This window comes from Pantoea sp. nfd-35, assembly GCF_056892255.1.
Genome location: NZ_CP122403.1, coordinates 2,205,141 through 2,221,447 on the forward strand (window position 1 = coordinate 2,205,141; position 16,307 = coordinate 2,221,447).

Genomic DNA, 16,307 nt, shown 5'->3' on the forward strand with positions numbered 1-16,307 from the left:
GAAGATAGCATGAGCCAAAAAACGCCTCAGCCCTTACAGCAACAGGTTTCAGAGTGAAACGACCTGAAAAGGCCTTTTTTAAGTGACAGTGTCACAATTTGGATTGAATCGGTTCCCGTCTGGTGAAATATGCGCTAGCCTTAGGGAACAAAAAAGGGAGCATCATGACCAACAGCACCTCCGAACCACGCCGTCGCCACTGGATTCTCTTTGCCTGTATGCTTGCCATGTTTATGGCTGCGATTGAAGTCACGATTGTGGCGACCGCAATGCCCACGATTGTGGCCGATCTCGGTGGTTTTTCGCAGTTTGGCTGGGTTTTCTCTGTCTATCTCCTTACCCAGGCGGTGAGCGTGCCGCTCTATGGCAGGCTGGCGGACCTGTGGGGCCGCAAAAAAATGCTGTTTTTGGGCATCGCGATCTTCCTTACCGGGTCGGTGCTCTGCGGTTTCGCCCACACGATGCTCTGGCTGATTGTCTTCCGGGCATTTCAGGGGCTAGGGGCGGGCGCGATCATGCCGCTGAGCTCCACCATCGTGGCAGACATCTATTCCCCCCGGGAACGCGCCAGCGTGCAGGGCTGGTTGTCCAGCGTCTGGGGCGTTGCGGCGATTGTCGGTCCGCTGTCCGGTGCCTGGCTGGTCCAGCACTTTAGCTGGTCCGTCATCTTCTGGGTCAACGTACCGATCGGCATCATCAGCATGCTGATGCTGGCAGCCTTGCTGCCTGCCTATACGCAGACACAACCCTCCCAGTCTTTGAATCTGACCGGGAGCGGCTGGCTCACGCTGTGTATCAGCGCCGTTCTGATTGCGCTGCTGCAGGCTGAACAGCTTGGCTACTGGCTGCTGCTGTTCTTAGCCATTGGCCTGGTGGCTGGCTGGCAGTTAACCCGTCATGAGCAGCGCACCCGCTCGCCGCTGTTCCCGCTCAGCCTGTGGAAAAGCCCACTGATTATCGCGGGCAATCTCGGCAACTTCATCATTGGTGCAACCATGATGGGCGTCAGCGCTTTTCTGCCGACCTGGATTCAGGGCGTGACCGGCGGTTCGCCGCTTCAGGCCGGGACTGCGCTGGCTATGATGTCTGTCGGCTGGCCGCTGGCCAGTACGCTAAGTGGCCGTCTGATGCTGTTGACCTCCTACCGTTTTACCGCGCAGCTGGGCGCACTGTTATTAATCGGCGGCAGCGCCTTGCTACTGCTGTTGCACACAGAAAGCACGCTGTTCCAGGCGGGATTTACCGCCTTTGTCATCGGAACCGGCATGGGAATGACCAGCACGACATTTCTGGTATCTGTCCAGAATCATGCCGACTTTAACGTGCAAGGCATTTGTACAGCGTCGGTCATGTTTAGCCGTATGATTGGATCGGCGCTGGGGACAGCGGTGATGGGCGCGGTGCTTAACCTGAATCTGCAATGGCGGTTGCCCCATGCGCAGGATCCGGTTCAGCAAATCATGTCGCAGGAAACGCGCGACCGCCTGGCACCGGACGTGCTTCTGCCTATGCTGCAGGCAATAGCCGCATCGCTACATTGGGTCTTTATTGTGGCACTGGTCATTGCGTTCCTCACCCTGTGGGTAGCGTGGAAGATGCCGCGCCAGCAGCCGCAACAAACGGAATAGTGCGCTGAAACCTCAGGCGTGATGGGCAGAGAAGGGCCAGCAAAAGACAGGAAAAGACAGGAAAAGACAGGAAAAGACAGGGCGACATCATCGTCGCCCTGAACATTATTGTGTAGAGGAGTCTTGCGAGCTGCCTGCGCTGTCGGGCACGGAGGCGCCCTCATCACGGCCCAGCTTTTTATAAACAATTTTCTGTGTGTCGTTATCACAATGGCCAACGACCTGACCGCCAGCCTGATCAACCTGATCGTTGGCGACCACATCCAGGCTAAAGCCTGATTCAGGCACGCCGTTTTGAATGATTTTCTGGCTGATATCCGCTTTTACAGATTCGCAGGATGCCTGAGCCAGCAGGGGGAAGGCTAAAAACGTCGCTGTCAGTAATGCACTCTTGATCTTCATAACCCTTTCCTTTTGTCATGCGTCAGTCATTACTATAGCCGAAATTTACGGCAATACCGGGCGGCCCGTGCGGCGGTCTAAGCAGCGCAGCGTATTGGGTTCCCAATAGGCATTCAGATTAGCGCTCTGTTCACATTTGTCGCGCGTGTCGAATGCGCGATCGGCTTTATCGAATTCTTTCTCAACCCGGCTGTTCACTTTGTTGCGCAGCATGTGCGTATCATTCCACTGCTCTTTACTCTGACGTGCCGCTTCGTTGCTCAATGCGCTGCTGCCGTTTTCAATAATCACGTGTTCGGTGTTCGCACTGACACGCATCGCGGTGGCAGAAAGCAGGGCCACCATCAGAACCGGAACCAATTTTTTCATCGTAATATCCTTCGGTTAACACTGTTTTACTCTTGGGTAAAACTATTGCATCAAATGAGAATAGTATACCATTGCCGATTACTTGCTCACCAGCTGTGTGCATGTTGTTTACCTGTCAGAGAGATTATTGTGCTGCTTAAAACCACGCTGCTGTTTTTTATCACCGCGCTGGCGGAAATCATCGGCTGTTTTCTGCCGTGGCTGTGGCTAAAGAAGGGGGCGTCCATGTGGCTGTTGTTGCCTGCCGCATTGAGCCTCGGGTTATTTGTCTGGTTGCTGACCTTACATCCTGCGGCCAGCGGCCGGGTTTACGCGGCGTATGGCGGCGTCTATGTGCTGACGGCCATGCTTTGGCTGCGCGTGGTCGAAGGTGTCAAGCTGAGCGCATGGGACTGGAGTGGTGCGCTGATTGCGCTGAGCGGCATGCTGATTATCGTAGCGGGATGGGGCAAAGCGTAAAAGCCAGCCTTTGCGGCTGGCTTATCGGTCAGGGTTTATGCACTTTCAGCCCTGCCAGCGTCTGGCTGACAGGCATCATCTCAAGCGTATTGATGTTGACGTGCTTCGGCAGCGTGGCCACCCAGTAAACGGCTTCGGTAACGTCTTCAGGCGTCAGGGCCGTGGCGCCCTCGTAGACCTGTTCGGCCTTGCCATCGTCCCCTTTAAAGCGCACGTTAGAAAACTCCGTGCCGCCGACCAGGCCCGGCTCAATATCGGTCACACGCAGGGCCGTACCGTGTAAATCGGTGCGTAAGTTAAGGCTGAACTGGCGCACAAAGGCTTTGGTGGCGCCATAAACGTTGCCCCCGGCATAAGGCCAGCTGCCGGCAATCGAACCAATGTTGATAATGTGACCGACGTTACGCTCTACCATGGCAGGCAAAACCGCGCGCGTCATATAGACCAGCCCTTTGGTATTGGTGTCGATCATATTTTCCCAGTCGTTCACATCTGCCCGGTGCGCGGGTTCGATGCCCAACGCCAGACCGGCGTTATTCACCAGGACATCAATATTGCGCCACTCGGCAGGCAGCTGTGTGATAGCCTCTTCAATCGATGCCCGGTTACGCACATCTAACTGTACGGTATACAGATTCTCACCCAACTCCGTTTTCAGCGCCTTCAGGCGTTCAGCACGACGTCCACTGGCAATCACCTTGTGACCTGTTTCGATGAATCGGCGGGTAATGCTTTGGCCAAAACCGGCTGTGGCCCCCGTAACAAAAATAATCATCTCACTTTTCCCTCTTCCAGTTTCGTGATGTCTCCTCACCTTATCACGGCATTTTAGCCTGTGTCCGCTGAATTCCGCGGGGAGGCGCTTTTGCGCGCTTTTAGCGCACGCTGCCCCGAAATCGTGCAGAGAACGGGGCAGCAAGGTAACGTGGCAGGGGGCATTTTTACTGGCAACCGATTGCGTTGGATGAGCAACCGATTGCGTGGCGATTTTGTCAGCGAAAGCGTTGCGCAACAGGATGATATTCATAAATTATTGATAATAAAGTGATTTATCAGGTTCTGATCTGGCATGCGTCTTGCAGAGTGTTTAAAGAGAGTAGGAGATGAACAGGGCGACAACATCAGGCGCCCGGTAAGAGGAAACGATATGTCTACATGCCAGAACACGGCGATTCGTGCCAGTTTTTTTGATTTTGCCGCGGTGGCGAACGAGCCTGAGGCCATTCTGTCTCAGGCGCGTTATATCGAAGATGGTCTGCTCATTCTGCGTGAGGGCCGCGTAGTCGGTTTGCATCCCTGGTGTGATGTCAGCAGCAGTCAGGCAGCAGAGCGCGTTATCGATCTGCGCGGTAAGCTGATCCTGCCGGGTTTTGTCGACTGCCACATTCATTACCCGCAAACAGAAATGATCGGCGCCTATGGTGAGCAGCTTCTCGAATGGCTGAATCAGTATACGTTTCCGGTTGAGAGGCAGTACCGCTGTGCCGAGCATGCCGCGCAAATGTCAGCGTTTTTTCTCCATCAGCTACTGGCTAACGGCACCACCAGTGCGTTGGTTTTTGGCACGGTGCATCCGCAGTCGGTAGAGGCGCTTTTTAGCGCGGCCGAAGCGCTTGAGATGCGCATCATCGCCGGTAAAGTCATGATGGATCGCAATGCGCCTGATTACCTCACCGAAACGCCGGAAGAAAGCTATCAACATTCCCGCGATCTGATTGAGCGCTGGCACGGCCGCGGCCGACTGAGCTATGCCCTGACGCCGCGTTTTGCGCCCACCTCGTCACCCGACCTGTTAAAGAAAGTGCAGGCGCTGCGCACGGCTTACCCGGATGTCTGGCTCCACACGCACCTCAGCGAAAACCCACAGGAAGTAGCCTGGGTCAACGCGCTGTTTCCCGAACGCAATGGCTATCTGGACGTTTACCACCACTATCAGCTGACCGGCCGGCGAAGCGTCTTTGCACACTGCCTGCATCTGGAAAATCATGAATGGCAGTGTCTGCACGATACGGATTCCGCCATTGCCTTTTGCCCGACCTCAAACCTGTTTTTGGGAAGCGGCCTGTTTAATATCAAGCGCAGCTGGCAGCAGGGCATCAAAGTGGGCATCGGCACCGATGTTGGCGCCGGAACCACCTTTAATATGCTGCAAACGCTGGGCGAGGCTTACAAGGTCGGCCAGCTGCAGCAATACAGGCTGAGTGCTGCAGAAGCCTTTTACCATGCCACGCTGGGCGGGGCCCGTGCGCTGGATCTTGACCAGCACATCGGTAATTTTGCACCAGGTAAAGAAGCTGACTTTGTCGTGCTGGATCCCGCCGTATCGGCGCTGCAAAAGCTGCGTATGGGGAACTGCAAGGATATCTGGGAAAAACTGTTCGTCTTGATGACGCTGGGTGATGACAGAAACATCGTAGAGACGTGGGTTAACGGCCGACCGGTCTGGCAATCCACCACAAAGGAGAATGCCGCATGATTCAGTTTCTGCTTAACGACCAGCTCGTCACAGAAGAACGTATCGATCCCAATCTGACGGTACTCTCTTATCTGCGCACGCATCAGCGTCGCTGTGGCACCAAGGAGGGCTGTGCGTCCGGCGACTGCGGTGCCTGTAGCGTCACGCTTGGGAGCGTGGTGGACGGCAGGTTGCACTATCAGACCGTTAACAGCTGCCTGATGCTGGTCAGTGGATTACAGGGCAGGCAGCTCATCACCGTCGAAGATTTACGTGAGGGGAAAACCCTGCATCCGGCTCAGCAGGCGATGGTGGACTGTCATGGCTCGCAGTGTGGCTTCTGCACGCCGGGCTTTGTGATGTCATTGTTCAGTCTGCAAAAAAATCACAGCGACTGGGACCGGCAGCAGGCAGAGCATGCGCTGGCCGGCAACCTGTGTCGCTGCACCGGTTATCGTTCCATTATGGCGGCGGCCGAACAGTTGGTGACGCAGGCACAGCCGGACAGCTTTGATCGGTGTGAGCAGGGCGTGGTTGAGCGCCTGCGCGCGCTGGAGAATCAGGAGGTCCGGGTAATTCAGGACAAAGGCCGTCACTGTTACCTTCCCACCACCGTCGCGCAGCTCGCTGCGCTCTGTGTCGCGCACCCCGATGCCGCGTTACTGGCGGGCGGCACGGACCTGAGCCTGCTGATTACCCAACGCTACCAGGGCATTCCAGTGATGATTGCGCTGGGGCAGGTGGATGCACTGAAACACTGTTATGAGGACGACGCATCCTATCACTTAGGTGCCGCCGCCTCGCTCGACCAGATCGCAGCGTTTATGGCGACGCGCATTCCGGGAGTAACGGAGATGCTGACGCGTTTTGCCTCGCTGCAAATTCGCCAGCTTGGCACACTGGGCGGTAACCTTGCTAATGCTTCCCCGATTGGCGATGCATCGCCAACGCTGCTGGCATTAAACGCCTCTCTGCTGCTGCAGAAGGGCGACACGCAACGCACTTTGCCACTCAGCGCGTTTTTTACCGGCTACCGGCAGACCGTGCTGCAACCCGGTGAGTTTATCCATACCATCATTATTCCAAAAGTGACGGTGTCACCTGATTTTGTTGCCTGGAAGGTCTCGAAGCGGCTGGATGACGACATTTCAGCCGTGTTTGCCGCTTTCAATATCCAAACCGATAACGGCATTGTGACAGCGGCACACATTGCCTTTGGCGGGATGGCGGCAACGCCGGTGCGCGCCACAGGGTGTGAGCAGGCCATGATTGGATCGGCCTTAACCGCACAAACGATAGCCACGGCCTGTCAGGCGCTGGAAGAGACCTTTGAGCCGCTCAGCGACTTCCGCGCCAGCGCCGGTTATCGCCTGCAGGTGGCGAGCAACCTGCTGCGCCGTTACTTTTACCGTCTCAACGGATTGTCCCTGACTGAGGTAAGCCGCTATGTCCCATAATCGTCCGGCTCTGCCCGATTCAGCATTACCCATTGCTCATGCGCGCGACATCAGCAGCGGCGTGGGGCGCAGCAATAAGCATGAAAGCGCCGATAAACACGTGTCCGGCGAGGCGATATATATCGATGACAAAGCGGAGCAGCCCGGTCTGCTGCATCTCTGTCCTCGCCTGAGCGATCATGCCCATGCCCGTATCACTCACGTTGATGTCCAGCCGTGCTACGACGTTCCCGGTGTCGTCCGCGTCCTCACCTGGCAGGACGTGCCCGGCGTCAACGATGTCGGCCCGCTGCAGCCCGGCGACCCGCTGCTGGCTCAGGACTGCGTCGAATATGTTGGGCAAATTATTATTGCCGTGCTGGCCGACTCGCCGGATGCGGCCCGACAGGGCGCGATGGCGGCGGTGATCGAGTATGAGGTATTGCCCGCGCTGCTGGATGTAGAACAGGCTCTGCTGCAGGGCAGTTTTGTGCAGGAGCCCCATATCCACCAGCGCGGCGACGTCGAGGCGGCGCTGGCCCGTGCGCCGCACCGCATACAGGGCGCGTTTCATATTGGCGGGCAGGAACACTTCTATCTGGAAACCCAGACGGCCATGGTGATCCCGGGTGAGGACGACGCGCTGCAGGTGTTCTGCTCCACGCAAAACCCCACGGAGGTCCAAAAGCTGGTGGCAGAGGTCATGGGCATCAGCATGAACAAGGTCACGATTGATATGCGCCGAATGGGTGGCGGTTTTGGCGGTAAAGAAACCCAGGCGGCGGGCGTGGCCTGCCTGTGCGCCGTCGCGGCAGGCCTGACCGGCCGGGCGGTTAAAATGCGCCTGGCCCGACGCGATGACATGCGGATAACCGGCAAGCGACATCCTTTTTATGTCCGCTATGATGTGGGCGTTGAAGACGATGGCCGGTTGTGTGGGGTGAAAATCGATCTTGCCGGTAACTGCGGCTACTCGCTCGATCTGAGCGGATCGATAGTGGATCGGGCCATGTTTCATGCCGATAACGCCTACTATCTCGGTGATGCGCGCATCACCGGCTACCGCTGTCGCACCAATACCGCGTCAAATACCGCTTTTCGCGGCTTTGGCGGGCCGCAGGGCATGGTGGCGATTGAGCAGATCATGGATCACATCGCCCGCGAGCGCGGTCTGGATCCGCTTACGCTGCGAAAACGCAACTACTACGGCAAGAACGAACGCAATATCACCCATTACCATCAGCAGGTGAAAGACAACCTGCTGGATGAGATTACGGCGCAACTGGAAACCAGCAGTGACTATGATGCGCGCCGCGCGGCGATCGCAGCCTTCAATGCCAGCAGTCCCGTACTGAAACGTGGACTGGCGCTGACGCCGGTTAAATTTGGCATTTCATTTACCTCCAGCTTCCTCAATCAGGCCGGAGCGCTGATTCTGATCTATACCGACGGCACGGTGCAGCTCAACCACGGCGGAACGGAAATGGGTCAGGGGCTTAACACCAAGGTGGCACAGATTGTGGCGCAGGTGCTGCAAATCGAGGTCGATCGTATTCAGATCACCGCCACCGATACCGGGAAAGTCCCTAACACTTCGCCCACGGCGGCCTCCAGTGGCACAGATCTCAACGGCAAAGCGGCACAAAATGCCGCCGAGATATTGCGTGAGCGCATGACAACCATGCTGTGTACGCTGCACGGATGCGGGCCAGAGGCGGTGATGTTCAGTAACGGTATCGTCCGGGCTGCCGAGCACTATTACACCTTCGCCCAGGTCGCGCAGCTTGCCTGGCTGAATCAGGTACCGCTATCGGCGACGGGCTATTATCGCGTCCCCGGCATCCATTACGACCGTCAGGCCGGTCGCGGCGAACCTTTTTACTACTTCGCCTATGGCGCGGCCTGTTGTGAAGTCATTGTGGACACGCTGACGGGCGAATACCGGCTGCTGCGGGCGGATATTCTGCACGACGTGGGCGCGTCTCTGAATCCGGCCATCGATATTGGCCAGGTAGAGGGCGGCTTTGTCCAGGGGCTGGGCTGGCTGACCTGTGAGGAACTGGTCTGGAATGACAAGGGCCAGTTGATGACCGACGGCCCCGCCAGCTACAAAATTCCGGCGATTGCTGACGTACCGGCCGATATGCGGGTTACGCTGGTGGAAAACCGCAAAAATCCGCAGGACACGGTGTTTCATTCCAAAGCCGTGGGTGAACCGCCGTTTATGCTGGGGATAGCCGCCTGGTGTGCGTTACAGGATGCGGTAGCCAGCGTCGCCGATTATCGTCTGCATCCCGCGCTGGACGCGCCCGCTACGCCGGAGCGAGTATTCTGGGGCGTCCAGCGCATGGCGGGAGGCACCCATGATTTATCATGACTGGATAGCAATTTTGCACGACCTGCGCCAGAAGCGGCAACACTGCGTGCTGGTCACCGTGTTGCGCGATCGGGGTTCAGTCCCGCGTGACGGCGGCGCGAAGATGGTGGTGACGGCCAACGAAAGTTTTCTGACCATCGGTGGCGGCCATCTTGAGTTTCAGTGCATTGCGCAGGCGCGCGCGCTGTTGGAAAGTGGAGAGCGTCGTCCTCATACCGAAGACTACAGCCTGGGCGCCCGGTTAGGCCAGTGCTGCGGCGGGATGACCACCATTCTGTTTGAACCGTTGATGCAGGCGCAGCCGGAAATCCTGGTTTTTGGCGCGGGCCACGTCGGGCAGGCGCTGGTCAGCCTGCTGGCTACGTTACCCTGTCACGTTAACTGGATTGACGGTCGGGACAATCAGTTTGCCTCTGTGCCACCCGGCGTCAGCGTGCAACAGCCCGACGATCCCCTGGACTGCGTGGCCGCGGCGGCGGCGGGGAGCTATTATATTGTGATGACGCACCATCATCCGCTGGATCTTGCGCTGTGTGAGGCTATTCTGCGGCGCGGTGATTTCCGCTACGTGGGCGTGATCGGTTCGCAAACGAAAAGTCAGCGTTTTCGCTACCGGCTGGAAGGCAAAGGCATTGCCGAAGACCGGCTGGCGCGGTTACGCTGCCCCATGGGCCTGCCCGATGTAAAAGGGAAGTTGCCTGCCGAAATCGCCGTTGCGATTGCCGGGGAAATCATTGCGGTGTATCAGCAACAACGCGGTCAGGTTGTTCTGTAAGAGGCAACCTGCCACTATGAGACTCTGTGTTGTTCACCAGGAGCGCCTATGAACGCCCGTCAAAATCCTTTTTTTAACGTCAGCAGCTTGCCTTATCACACGCCACCTTTTGATCAGATTCAGGAAACCGACTTTCTGCCCGCGCTTCAGGCCGGAATGGAAGAAAAGCGCCAGGAAGTTCTGGCCATCGCCACCAATCCGGAAGCGGCAACCTTTTTGAATACCTGCGAGGCCCTGGAGAAAAGCGGTCAACTGTTGACCCGTGTGAGCCTGGTGTTCAATGCCATGACCTCCGCCCACACCAGCCCCTATTTACAGCAGGTTGACGAGGATATTGCGCCACAGCTTACCGCGCTTAACGACGAAATAATGTTGAACCGGCCGCTGTTTTCACGCATCGACCAGGTCTATTTGCAGCGCAACCCGCTTGATGCTGAATCGAAACGCCTGGTCGAGGTGCTGTGGCAGCGCTTTCAACTGGCGGGTGCCAACCTGCCGGAAACACAGAAGCAGCAGTTAAAGGCGCTGAATCAGGAGGCTGCACGACTAAGTACGCAGTTTACTAATAAGCTGCTTGCTGCAACCAAGGCGGGCGGTTTAGTGGTCAATGACGTGCAGCAGCTAGCGGGGTTGAGCCCGTCCGATCTGGCCGTTGCTCAAGCGGCGGCGGCGGCACGAGGCCTGGAGAATGCCTGGCTGCTGGTGCTGCAAAACACCACGCAGCAGCCTGCGCTGCAGTCTCTGGAAGATCGCCCGACGCGCCAGGCGCTGTTCCAGGCCGCCATGACGCGCAGTGAGAAAAATGATGACAACGACACGCGAGCGTTAGTGCTGCGCCTGGCACAGGTGCGGGCAGAGCAGGCGAAGCTGTTAGGGTTTGCCAGCTTTGCCGCCTGGCAGCTACAGGATCAGATGGCGAAAACCCCCGATGCTGCCTTTGCGTTTATGCGCAATATCGTTCCTGCGGCCCGTGCGCGGGCCGAGCGGGAAGCCGCGGCCATTCAGCAAACCATCGACAGCCAGCAGGGGAATTTTACCCTTGGCGCGTGGGACTGGAACTTTTACGCGGAGCAGGTTCGGCGGGCGCAGTACGATCTCGATGAAAGCCAGATTAAACCCTATTTCGAACTGAACAGCGTGCTGGAAAAGGGCGTATTCTGGGCCGCAACTCAACTTTATGGCATCCAGTTTACCCAACGTCACGACCTGCCGGTTTATCACCCCGATGTCCAGGTGTACGAAATCTTTGATACCGACGGCAGCGGAATGGCGCTGTTCTATACCGATTTTTTCAAGCGCGACAGCAAAGGCGGCGGCGCATGGATGAGCAACTTTGTTAACCAGTCCACGCTGCTCGACGAGAAACCGGTGATTTACAACGTCTGTAATTACACCAAACCCGCCAACGGCGAGCCTGCACTGCTGAGCTGGGATGACGTGATTACGCTGTTCCATGAGTTTGGCCATACGTTGCATGGCTTGTTTGCCAGCCAGCGCTATCCCAGCCTCTCCGGCACGGAAACGCCACGTGATTTTGTTGAGTTTCCATCGCAGATCAACGAGCACTGGGCCAGTGAGCCACAGGTGTTTCGTCATTTCGCCCGTCATTATCAGACCGGGGAGGCCATGCCAGCGGCGCTGCATGAAAAAATCATCAGAGCAGGCAAGTTCAATAAAGGTTATGAGATGACCGAGCTGCTGGCGGCCGCGTTACTGGATCTCCACTGGCATAGCCTGGAGGGGAAAACCCCGGTGCAGTCGGTCGACGCGTTCGAACAGCAGGCTTTACGCAGCGATGATATTGATCTGGCCGCCGTTCCACCGCGCTACCGTTCCAGCTATTTTCAGCATATCTGGGGCGGGGGGTATTCTGCCGGCTATTATGCCTATATCTGGACCCAGATGCTGGCCGACGATGGCTACCAGTGGTTTGTCGAACACGGCGGATTAACCCGGGAAAATGGCGACATCTTTCGGCAAAAAATCCTGTCGCGGGGCAACAGCAGCGATCTTAAAGCGTTGTATGAGTCCTGGCGCGGCGGAGCGCCTCAACTGGAGCCGATGCTAAAAAATCGCGGCTTAGCCGAATAAGCGAAAGGGCGGTGATACCGCCCTTTTTGACTATCCCAGCGGTCCACCTTCAATGGTTTCGCACAGTCCCGCCAGCACCCGTTCACCCGTTTCCGTTTTCAGCGACTGATACCATGCCGATGTCAGATGGGGATCTTTAGCATGCGTGATGTCGCAGCGTTTACGCGCTTTCAACACCAGATCCTTAACGCGTTCAACGCGGCGCATCTGGTAACGTAACAGCGCATCCTCAATGCCAAGCGAATGTGCAGACAATGCAGAGGCCAGTACAATCCCGTCTTCCATTGCCGCGCAACCGCCCTGACCAATATCCGGCGTGGTGCTGTGTGCTGCGTCGCCCAGTAAGACCACCCGGCCTTTTACAAAGCGGTGAAAAGGCTCGATGTCGTGAATCTCCACGCGGTTAGTGGTTTCCACATCAATTGCCGCGATGAGCTTCTGAACCGGTTCAGACCAGCCGCTGAAGTAGTGCTGCAAATCGTGCCGCATCGTTGATCGATCCTGCTCCAGCCCGGCGGGCAGCGGCACATCGAAAAAGAAGTAGAAGCGGTTGCCGCTGACCGGCATGAGAGAGACGCGTTTACCCTCGCCCACAAAGGTTGTCCATTGATCGGCAGGCGCGATGGACTCATCAACGCTAACCAGGCCGTTCCAGTTCACATAGCCTGCGTAGCGACGGGGCAGTTTTTCCCCCAGTACGTAATCACGAATAACCGAATGCGTTCCATCGGCCGCAACCAGAAAGTCACCCTGGGCCTGACTGCTATCTTCGAAGGTCGCGATCACGCCGCTGGCATATTGCTCCACCTGCACGATACGCTTGCCAAAATTCACCCGATGGCGGCCGTAAGCATCCAGCAGCATGGCCTGAAGCTCGGCGCGGGCAATGGGATAGGGAAACTCGCCCACCTGCTGCACCAGGGGGGAAAGGCTGAAACGGGTGAGGGTTTCACCCGAAAAGGCCTCTTTATAGGCCATATAGGCCATGTTGCCGCCCAGGGCGCGCACTTTTTCTTTCAGTCCCAATGCATTAAGGCATTTCACCCCGTTAGGCCAGACGGAAATGGCCGCACCAACGGGACGTATCGTTTTGACCGCCTCAAAAACCTCAGTGTCGAAACCTGCCTGTTCCAGAGCCAGCGCGGCGGTCATGCCACCCATCCCGCCACCAATGACGATCGCTTTCATATGTTATCTCCTGTGCACATATCAGTTATTTGCAACTTTTGTACCAGAAGCGCGACGCGCAGAGTGCGCGTCTGAATGGGGCCATGAAGGGTGAAAATGGCGCAGATGCACGGTCGCTGTGCAACAGGCTGCACCTGTCGGGTGCAGAGAAATCTGTAAACCACAGTAATCACGTGTTTTTAAGATGTTACCTATGATCTGTTTCATATTCAGCGTGATATAGATCACGTTCGCACTCACCACGACTTCGGAACCCTTCATGAAAATCGGCATAAGTAACAATCACTATCCGGAGCAGCGCAATATTTTGGTCAATCCGGAAAACGACTACATTAACCTGAAAAAACGTAACGTTTTCTATTTCCTCAATCCGCTGCGTACGCGTTTACTGAAAAAAAATAAACGTTTCGTCTTCTTACCTGTCCCGTTTGCAATGGGGCAGAAGCCCGACATTCTCCATCTGTTCAATGAAGTGGCAATAACGCAAATGAACTGGGTCGCGACGTTTGAAACCGAGCTGCCGCGCGTTCTGCCGGTAGCAGGCGTGGCCAAACACGACAACCCAGAGCTGAAACAGCTGATCCCTTATTTGCTCAAAGATAACTGTTTCGGTCTGATTGCTATTTCAGAGGCGACGCTGCACATCCAGATGAAGCTGTTTAAACCGGATGTGGCGGCAAAAATTCGGGCTAAAACGCTGGTGATGCATCCGCCACAAACGCTGTTTACCCCGCAGAAAAGCGCACGTCACAGCGACAAAATCCGTCTGGTCTTTGTCGGCAATGAGTTTTATCGCAAGGGCGGGGCCGAAATTGTGCTGGCGCTGAGTGAGCTTGTCGAAGCGGGTCAGATCGATGCATCCCAGCTTGACGTGCAGCTTATCGGCGATTTGACTAAGCGTCATAACGTGGCACACCGTAAATTCCAGGACGACGAGGCTTTTTACCGAAATATCCAGGATCGTATCTCCCGCCTGAGCTTCGTCAGCCATCATGCGCAGATGGCAAACTCGGCACTCCTGAAACTGTTCCAGAACAGTGACCTCGGTTTGTTACCGACCTGGCAGGAAACCTACGGGTTTTCCGTGCTGGAGATGCAGGCGAGCGGCTGTCCGGTGTTAACCAGTAATGTGCGTGCTCTGCCGGAAATCAACCCGGCCAGTGCAGGCTGGACGATCGGCGGCGAGCTGAATGACGATCGTGAATATCAGGTCAACAGCGAAGCCGATAAAGATCGCCTGCGCCGGGCGCTGATCGACGGCATAAAATCGACCCTGCTGGACATTCTGGCACACCCGGCCTGCCTGATGGAAAAGGGAGAAGGGTCAATTTTACGCATTAAACAGCAGCATGACCCGCGTCAGTACGGCGTCCGACTTAACGATATTTATCGTCGCGGCGTTGTGGAATGTGTTGAACATCCGCCCGCGCTCTCAATTTAACAAGATTTATCAGACGTTACGCGTCAGAGTTACCATACTTAACTGACGCGTATCTCTGGAGATCGGTTATGAAATGTCTTTTTGCTTTGCTGCTGACCTGCCTGATGGCCAGCAGCGCACTGGCACAACCCGCACACAGCTTTCCGGCGCGCGCGCCGCTTCCTCAACTGATGCCCATCGCCGCAAAATGTGATCTCTCCAGCTGTCAGACTCGCTGTTATGTTGAGCAATCTCATTGTAATACGCGTAATTCCGGTGCCTGTAGTACCCAGGCGCAGCTTTGCGTGCAATCATGCGCTGCTCAGTGTCATTGACGGCTCCCCGCCCTGGGCGAGGATTCCCACTTCACCGAGCCGAACCTGAACGGCGTTAAGCGATTTGGAATTTACAGGCTCTCCGTGAGCTAACACTGCCTGCCCGGCAGCTTTTCTATTACGGGCCGCGTTAATGTCGCGATCATGGTCGCGCGCTTATATCTCCGCCCGATTGGGCGAAGTCTTACGCGCAAACTGATGAACTGTCACCTGAATGAGTGCTGATGAAAATATATTTTACTGCATTACTCGTCGCCCTTAGCGCCAGCAGCAGCGCGACGGATTTATCCTCACAGGAGATTGCCTCGCGGGTTAAGGACGTGATTACGCCATTAATGGCGGAGCAGGGGATTCCTGGCATGTCCGTCGCGGTCCTGTATAAAGGCCGCCCGCAGTACCTGAACTTTGGCGTAGCGGATACCGCAACCGATCGACGGGTGACGGAAAATACGCTGTTCGAACTTGGTTCCGTCAGCAAAACCTTTACCGGCGTACTGGCTGGCGTGATGATACGTAACAGCGAACTTCGCCTGAACGATCCGGTACAAAAGTACTGGCCCGCGCTAAAAGGCCCGCAGTGGCAGGCGATCAGGATGGTGCACCTCGCCACCTACAGCGCAGGTGGCATGCCGTTACAGCTTCCTGCCAGCGTGGTCGATCAGGATTCCTTACTCCGTTACGCGCAGCAGTGGCAGCCCGGTGTCGCGCCGGGCATCCAGCGGCAATATTCCAATGTCAGTCTCGGCCTGCTGGGTTATCTCATGGTAAAGGGCGAGTTTGAAGAAGCCATGCAGAAGAACGTCTTTACACCGTTGCGGCTCACGCGCACTTTTTATACCGTTCCGGCGTCCATGATGTTCGACTATGCGTGGGGCTATAAAGACGGCCAGCCCGTGCGCGTCTCTCCCGGAATGCTGTCGGCAGAAACCTATGGAGTGAAGTCCACCGCGCGCGACATGATGACCTTTATGCAGGCCAATGCGAATCCCAACGGGTTATCGTCCGGCAATACGGTTTTACGCAACGGCATACTCACCGCACAGTCGCACTATTTAACGGCAGGTCAACTTTCTCAGGGGCTGGGATGGGAAATCTATCCATGGCCGGTGAAGGAGCAAACGCTCATCGACGCCAGCGACACGAAAACCGCGCTGGAGGCTCAGCCTGCCACGCTGGTGAACCCGGTAAAACCCGCGGACCGCGCCAGCTGGATCCACAAAACCGGCTCCACAAACGGGTTTGGGGCCTACATTGCCTTTGTTCCTCAGCTCAACAGCGGCATCGTTATGCTGGCGAATAAAAACTATCCCAATCCGGAACGCATTAAGGCGGCCGTGGCGATTCTCGACGCGTTACAGTAATGCCGAAAAGC

General features: G+C 56.4%; 13 protein-coding genes. 9 read left to right on the plus strand and 4 right to left on the minus strand.

The annotated features are described in order from the left end of the window. Window positions 1-164 precede the first annotated feature (164 nt). Entirely contained in the window at window positions 165-1,628 is a 1,464-nt protein-coding gene (locus tag P9J57_RS10315) for an MDR family MFS transporter (RefSeq protein WP_483279498.1), read from the plus strand. Between the two features lie 105 nt (window positions 1,629-1,733). On the opposite strand, the gene P9J57_RS10320 is transcribed toward P9J57_RS10315, so the two are convergent. Beyond that, the gene (locus P9J57_RS10320; protein ID WP_013025845.1) at window positions 1,734-2,030 is read right to left on the minus strand and encodes a DUF1161 domain-containing protein; all 297 of its coding nucleotides are present in this window, start codon (window positions 2,028-2,030) and stop codon (window positions 1,734-1,736) included. Window positions 2,031-2,075: 45 nt separating this feature from the next. Further along, a complete protein-coding gene (locus tag P9J57_RS10325; protein ID WP_227008739.1) occupies window positions 2,076-2,375 on the minus strand; it encodes a DUF1283 family protein in 300 nt (99 codons plus the stop codon). Window positions 2,376-2,531: 156 nt separating this feature from the next. On the opposite strand from P9J57_RS10325, the gene P9J57_RS10330 reads away from it, so the two are divergent. Further along, window positions 2,532-2,858 carry a YnfA family protein gene (locus tag P9J57_RS10330; RefSeq protein ID WP_028715174.1) on the plus strand — a complete coding sequence of 109 codons (327 nt, stop codon included), beginning with the start codon at window positions 2,532-2,534 and terminating at the stop codon, window positions 2,856-2,858. A 28-nt stretch (window positions 2,859-2,886) separates the two neighbouring features. Here P9J57_RS10330 and ydfG read toward each other — a convergent pair whose 3' ends face one another. Continuing rightward, window positions 2,887-3,633, minus strand: a complete 747-nt coding sequence (gene ydfG / locus P9J57_RS10335; protein WP_014605789.1) for a bifunctional NADP-dependent 3-hydroxy acid dehydrogenase/3-hydroxypropionate dehydrogenase YdfG — start codon at window positions 3,631-3,633, stop codon at window positions 2,887-2,889. Between the two features lie 372 nt (window positions 3,634-4,005). Here ydfG and guaD point away from each other — a divergent pair, with 372 nt between their 5' ends. From guaD to dcp, 5 genes are read left to right on the plus strand one after another with little or no spacing between them, the layout of a single operon-like run. Beyond that, window positions 4,006-5,334 carry a guanine deaminase gene (gene guaD / locus P9J57_RS10340; RefSeq protein WP_014605790.1) on the plus strand — a complete coding sequence of 443 codons (1,329 nt, stop codon included), beginning with the start codon at window positions 4,006-4,008 and terminating at the stop codon, window positions 5,332-5,334. Further along, the gene (gene xdhA, locus P9J57_RS10345; RefSeq protein WP_014593763.1) at window positions 5,331-6,770 is read left to right on the plus strand and encodes a xanthine dehydrogenase small subunit; all 1,440 of its coding nucleotides are present in this window, start codon (window positions 5,331-5,333) and stop codon (window positions 6,768-6,770) included. The genes guaD and xdhA overlap by 4 nt, the downstream gene beginning before the upstream one ends. Then, the gene (gene xdhB, locus P9J57_RS10350; protein WP_105078885.1) at window positions 6,760-9,126 is read left to right on the plus strand and encodes a xanthine dehydrogenase molybdopterin binding subunit; all 2,367 of its coding nucleotides are present in this window, start codon (window positions 6,760-6,762) and stop codon (window positions 9,124-9,126) included. The genes xdhA and xdhB overlap by 11 nt, the downstream gene beginning before the upstream one ends. Then, window positions 9,113-9,901 carry a xanthine dehydrogenase accessory protein XdhC gene (xdhC, locus tag P9J57_RS10355; protein WP_013025839.1) on the plus strand — a complete coding sequence of 263 codons (789 nt, stop codon included), beginning with the start codon at window positions 9,113-9,115 and terminating at the stop codon, window positions 9,899-9,901. The genes xdhB and xdhC overlap by 14 nt, the downstream gene beginning before the upstream one ends. A 48-nt stretch (window positions 9,902-9,949) precedes the next feature. Then, the gene (gene dcp, locus P9J57_RS10360; protein WP_483279183.1) at window positions 9,950-11,992 is read left to right on the plus strand and encodes a peptidyl-dipeptidase Dcp; all 2,043 of its coding nucleotides are present in this window, start codon (window positions 9,950-9,952) and stop codon (window positions 11,990-11,992) included. A 30-nt stretch (window positions 11,993-12,022) separates the two neighbouring features. On the opposite strand, the gene hpxO is transcribed toward dcp, so the two are convergent. After that, on the minus strand, window positions 12,023-13,180 hold the full coding sequence (gene hpxO, locus P9J57_RS10365) for an FAD-dependent urate hydroxylase HpxO (RefSeq protein ID WP_029568798.1): 1,158 nt from the start codon (window positions 13,178-13,180) through the stop codon (window positions 12,023-12,025). Window positions 13,181-13,439: 259 nt separating this feature from the next. On the opposite strand from hpxO, the gene P9J57_RS10370 reads away from it, so the two are divergent. Together P9J57_RS10370 and ampC are read left to right on the plus strand one after the other, a co-directional pair. Further along, the gene (locus P9J57_RS10370) at window positions 13,440-14,621 is read left to right on the plus strand and encodes a glycosyltransferase (RefSeq protein ID WP_483279184.1); all 1,182 of its coding nucleotides are present in this window, start codon (window positions 13,440-13,442) and stop codon (window positions 14,619-14,621) included. 532 nt (window positions 14,622-15,153) lie between these two features. Next, on the plus strand, window positions 15,154-16,296 hold the full coding sequence (gene ampC / locus P9J57_RS10375) for a class C beta-lactamase (RefSeq protein WP_370620509.1): 1,143 nt from the start codon (window positions 15,154-15,156) through the stop codon (window positions 16,294-16,296). The last annotated feature ends 11 nt before the right edge of the window (window positions 16,297-16,307 follow it).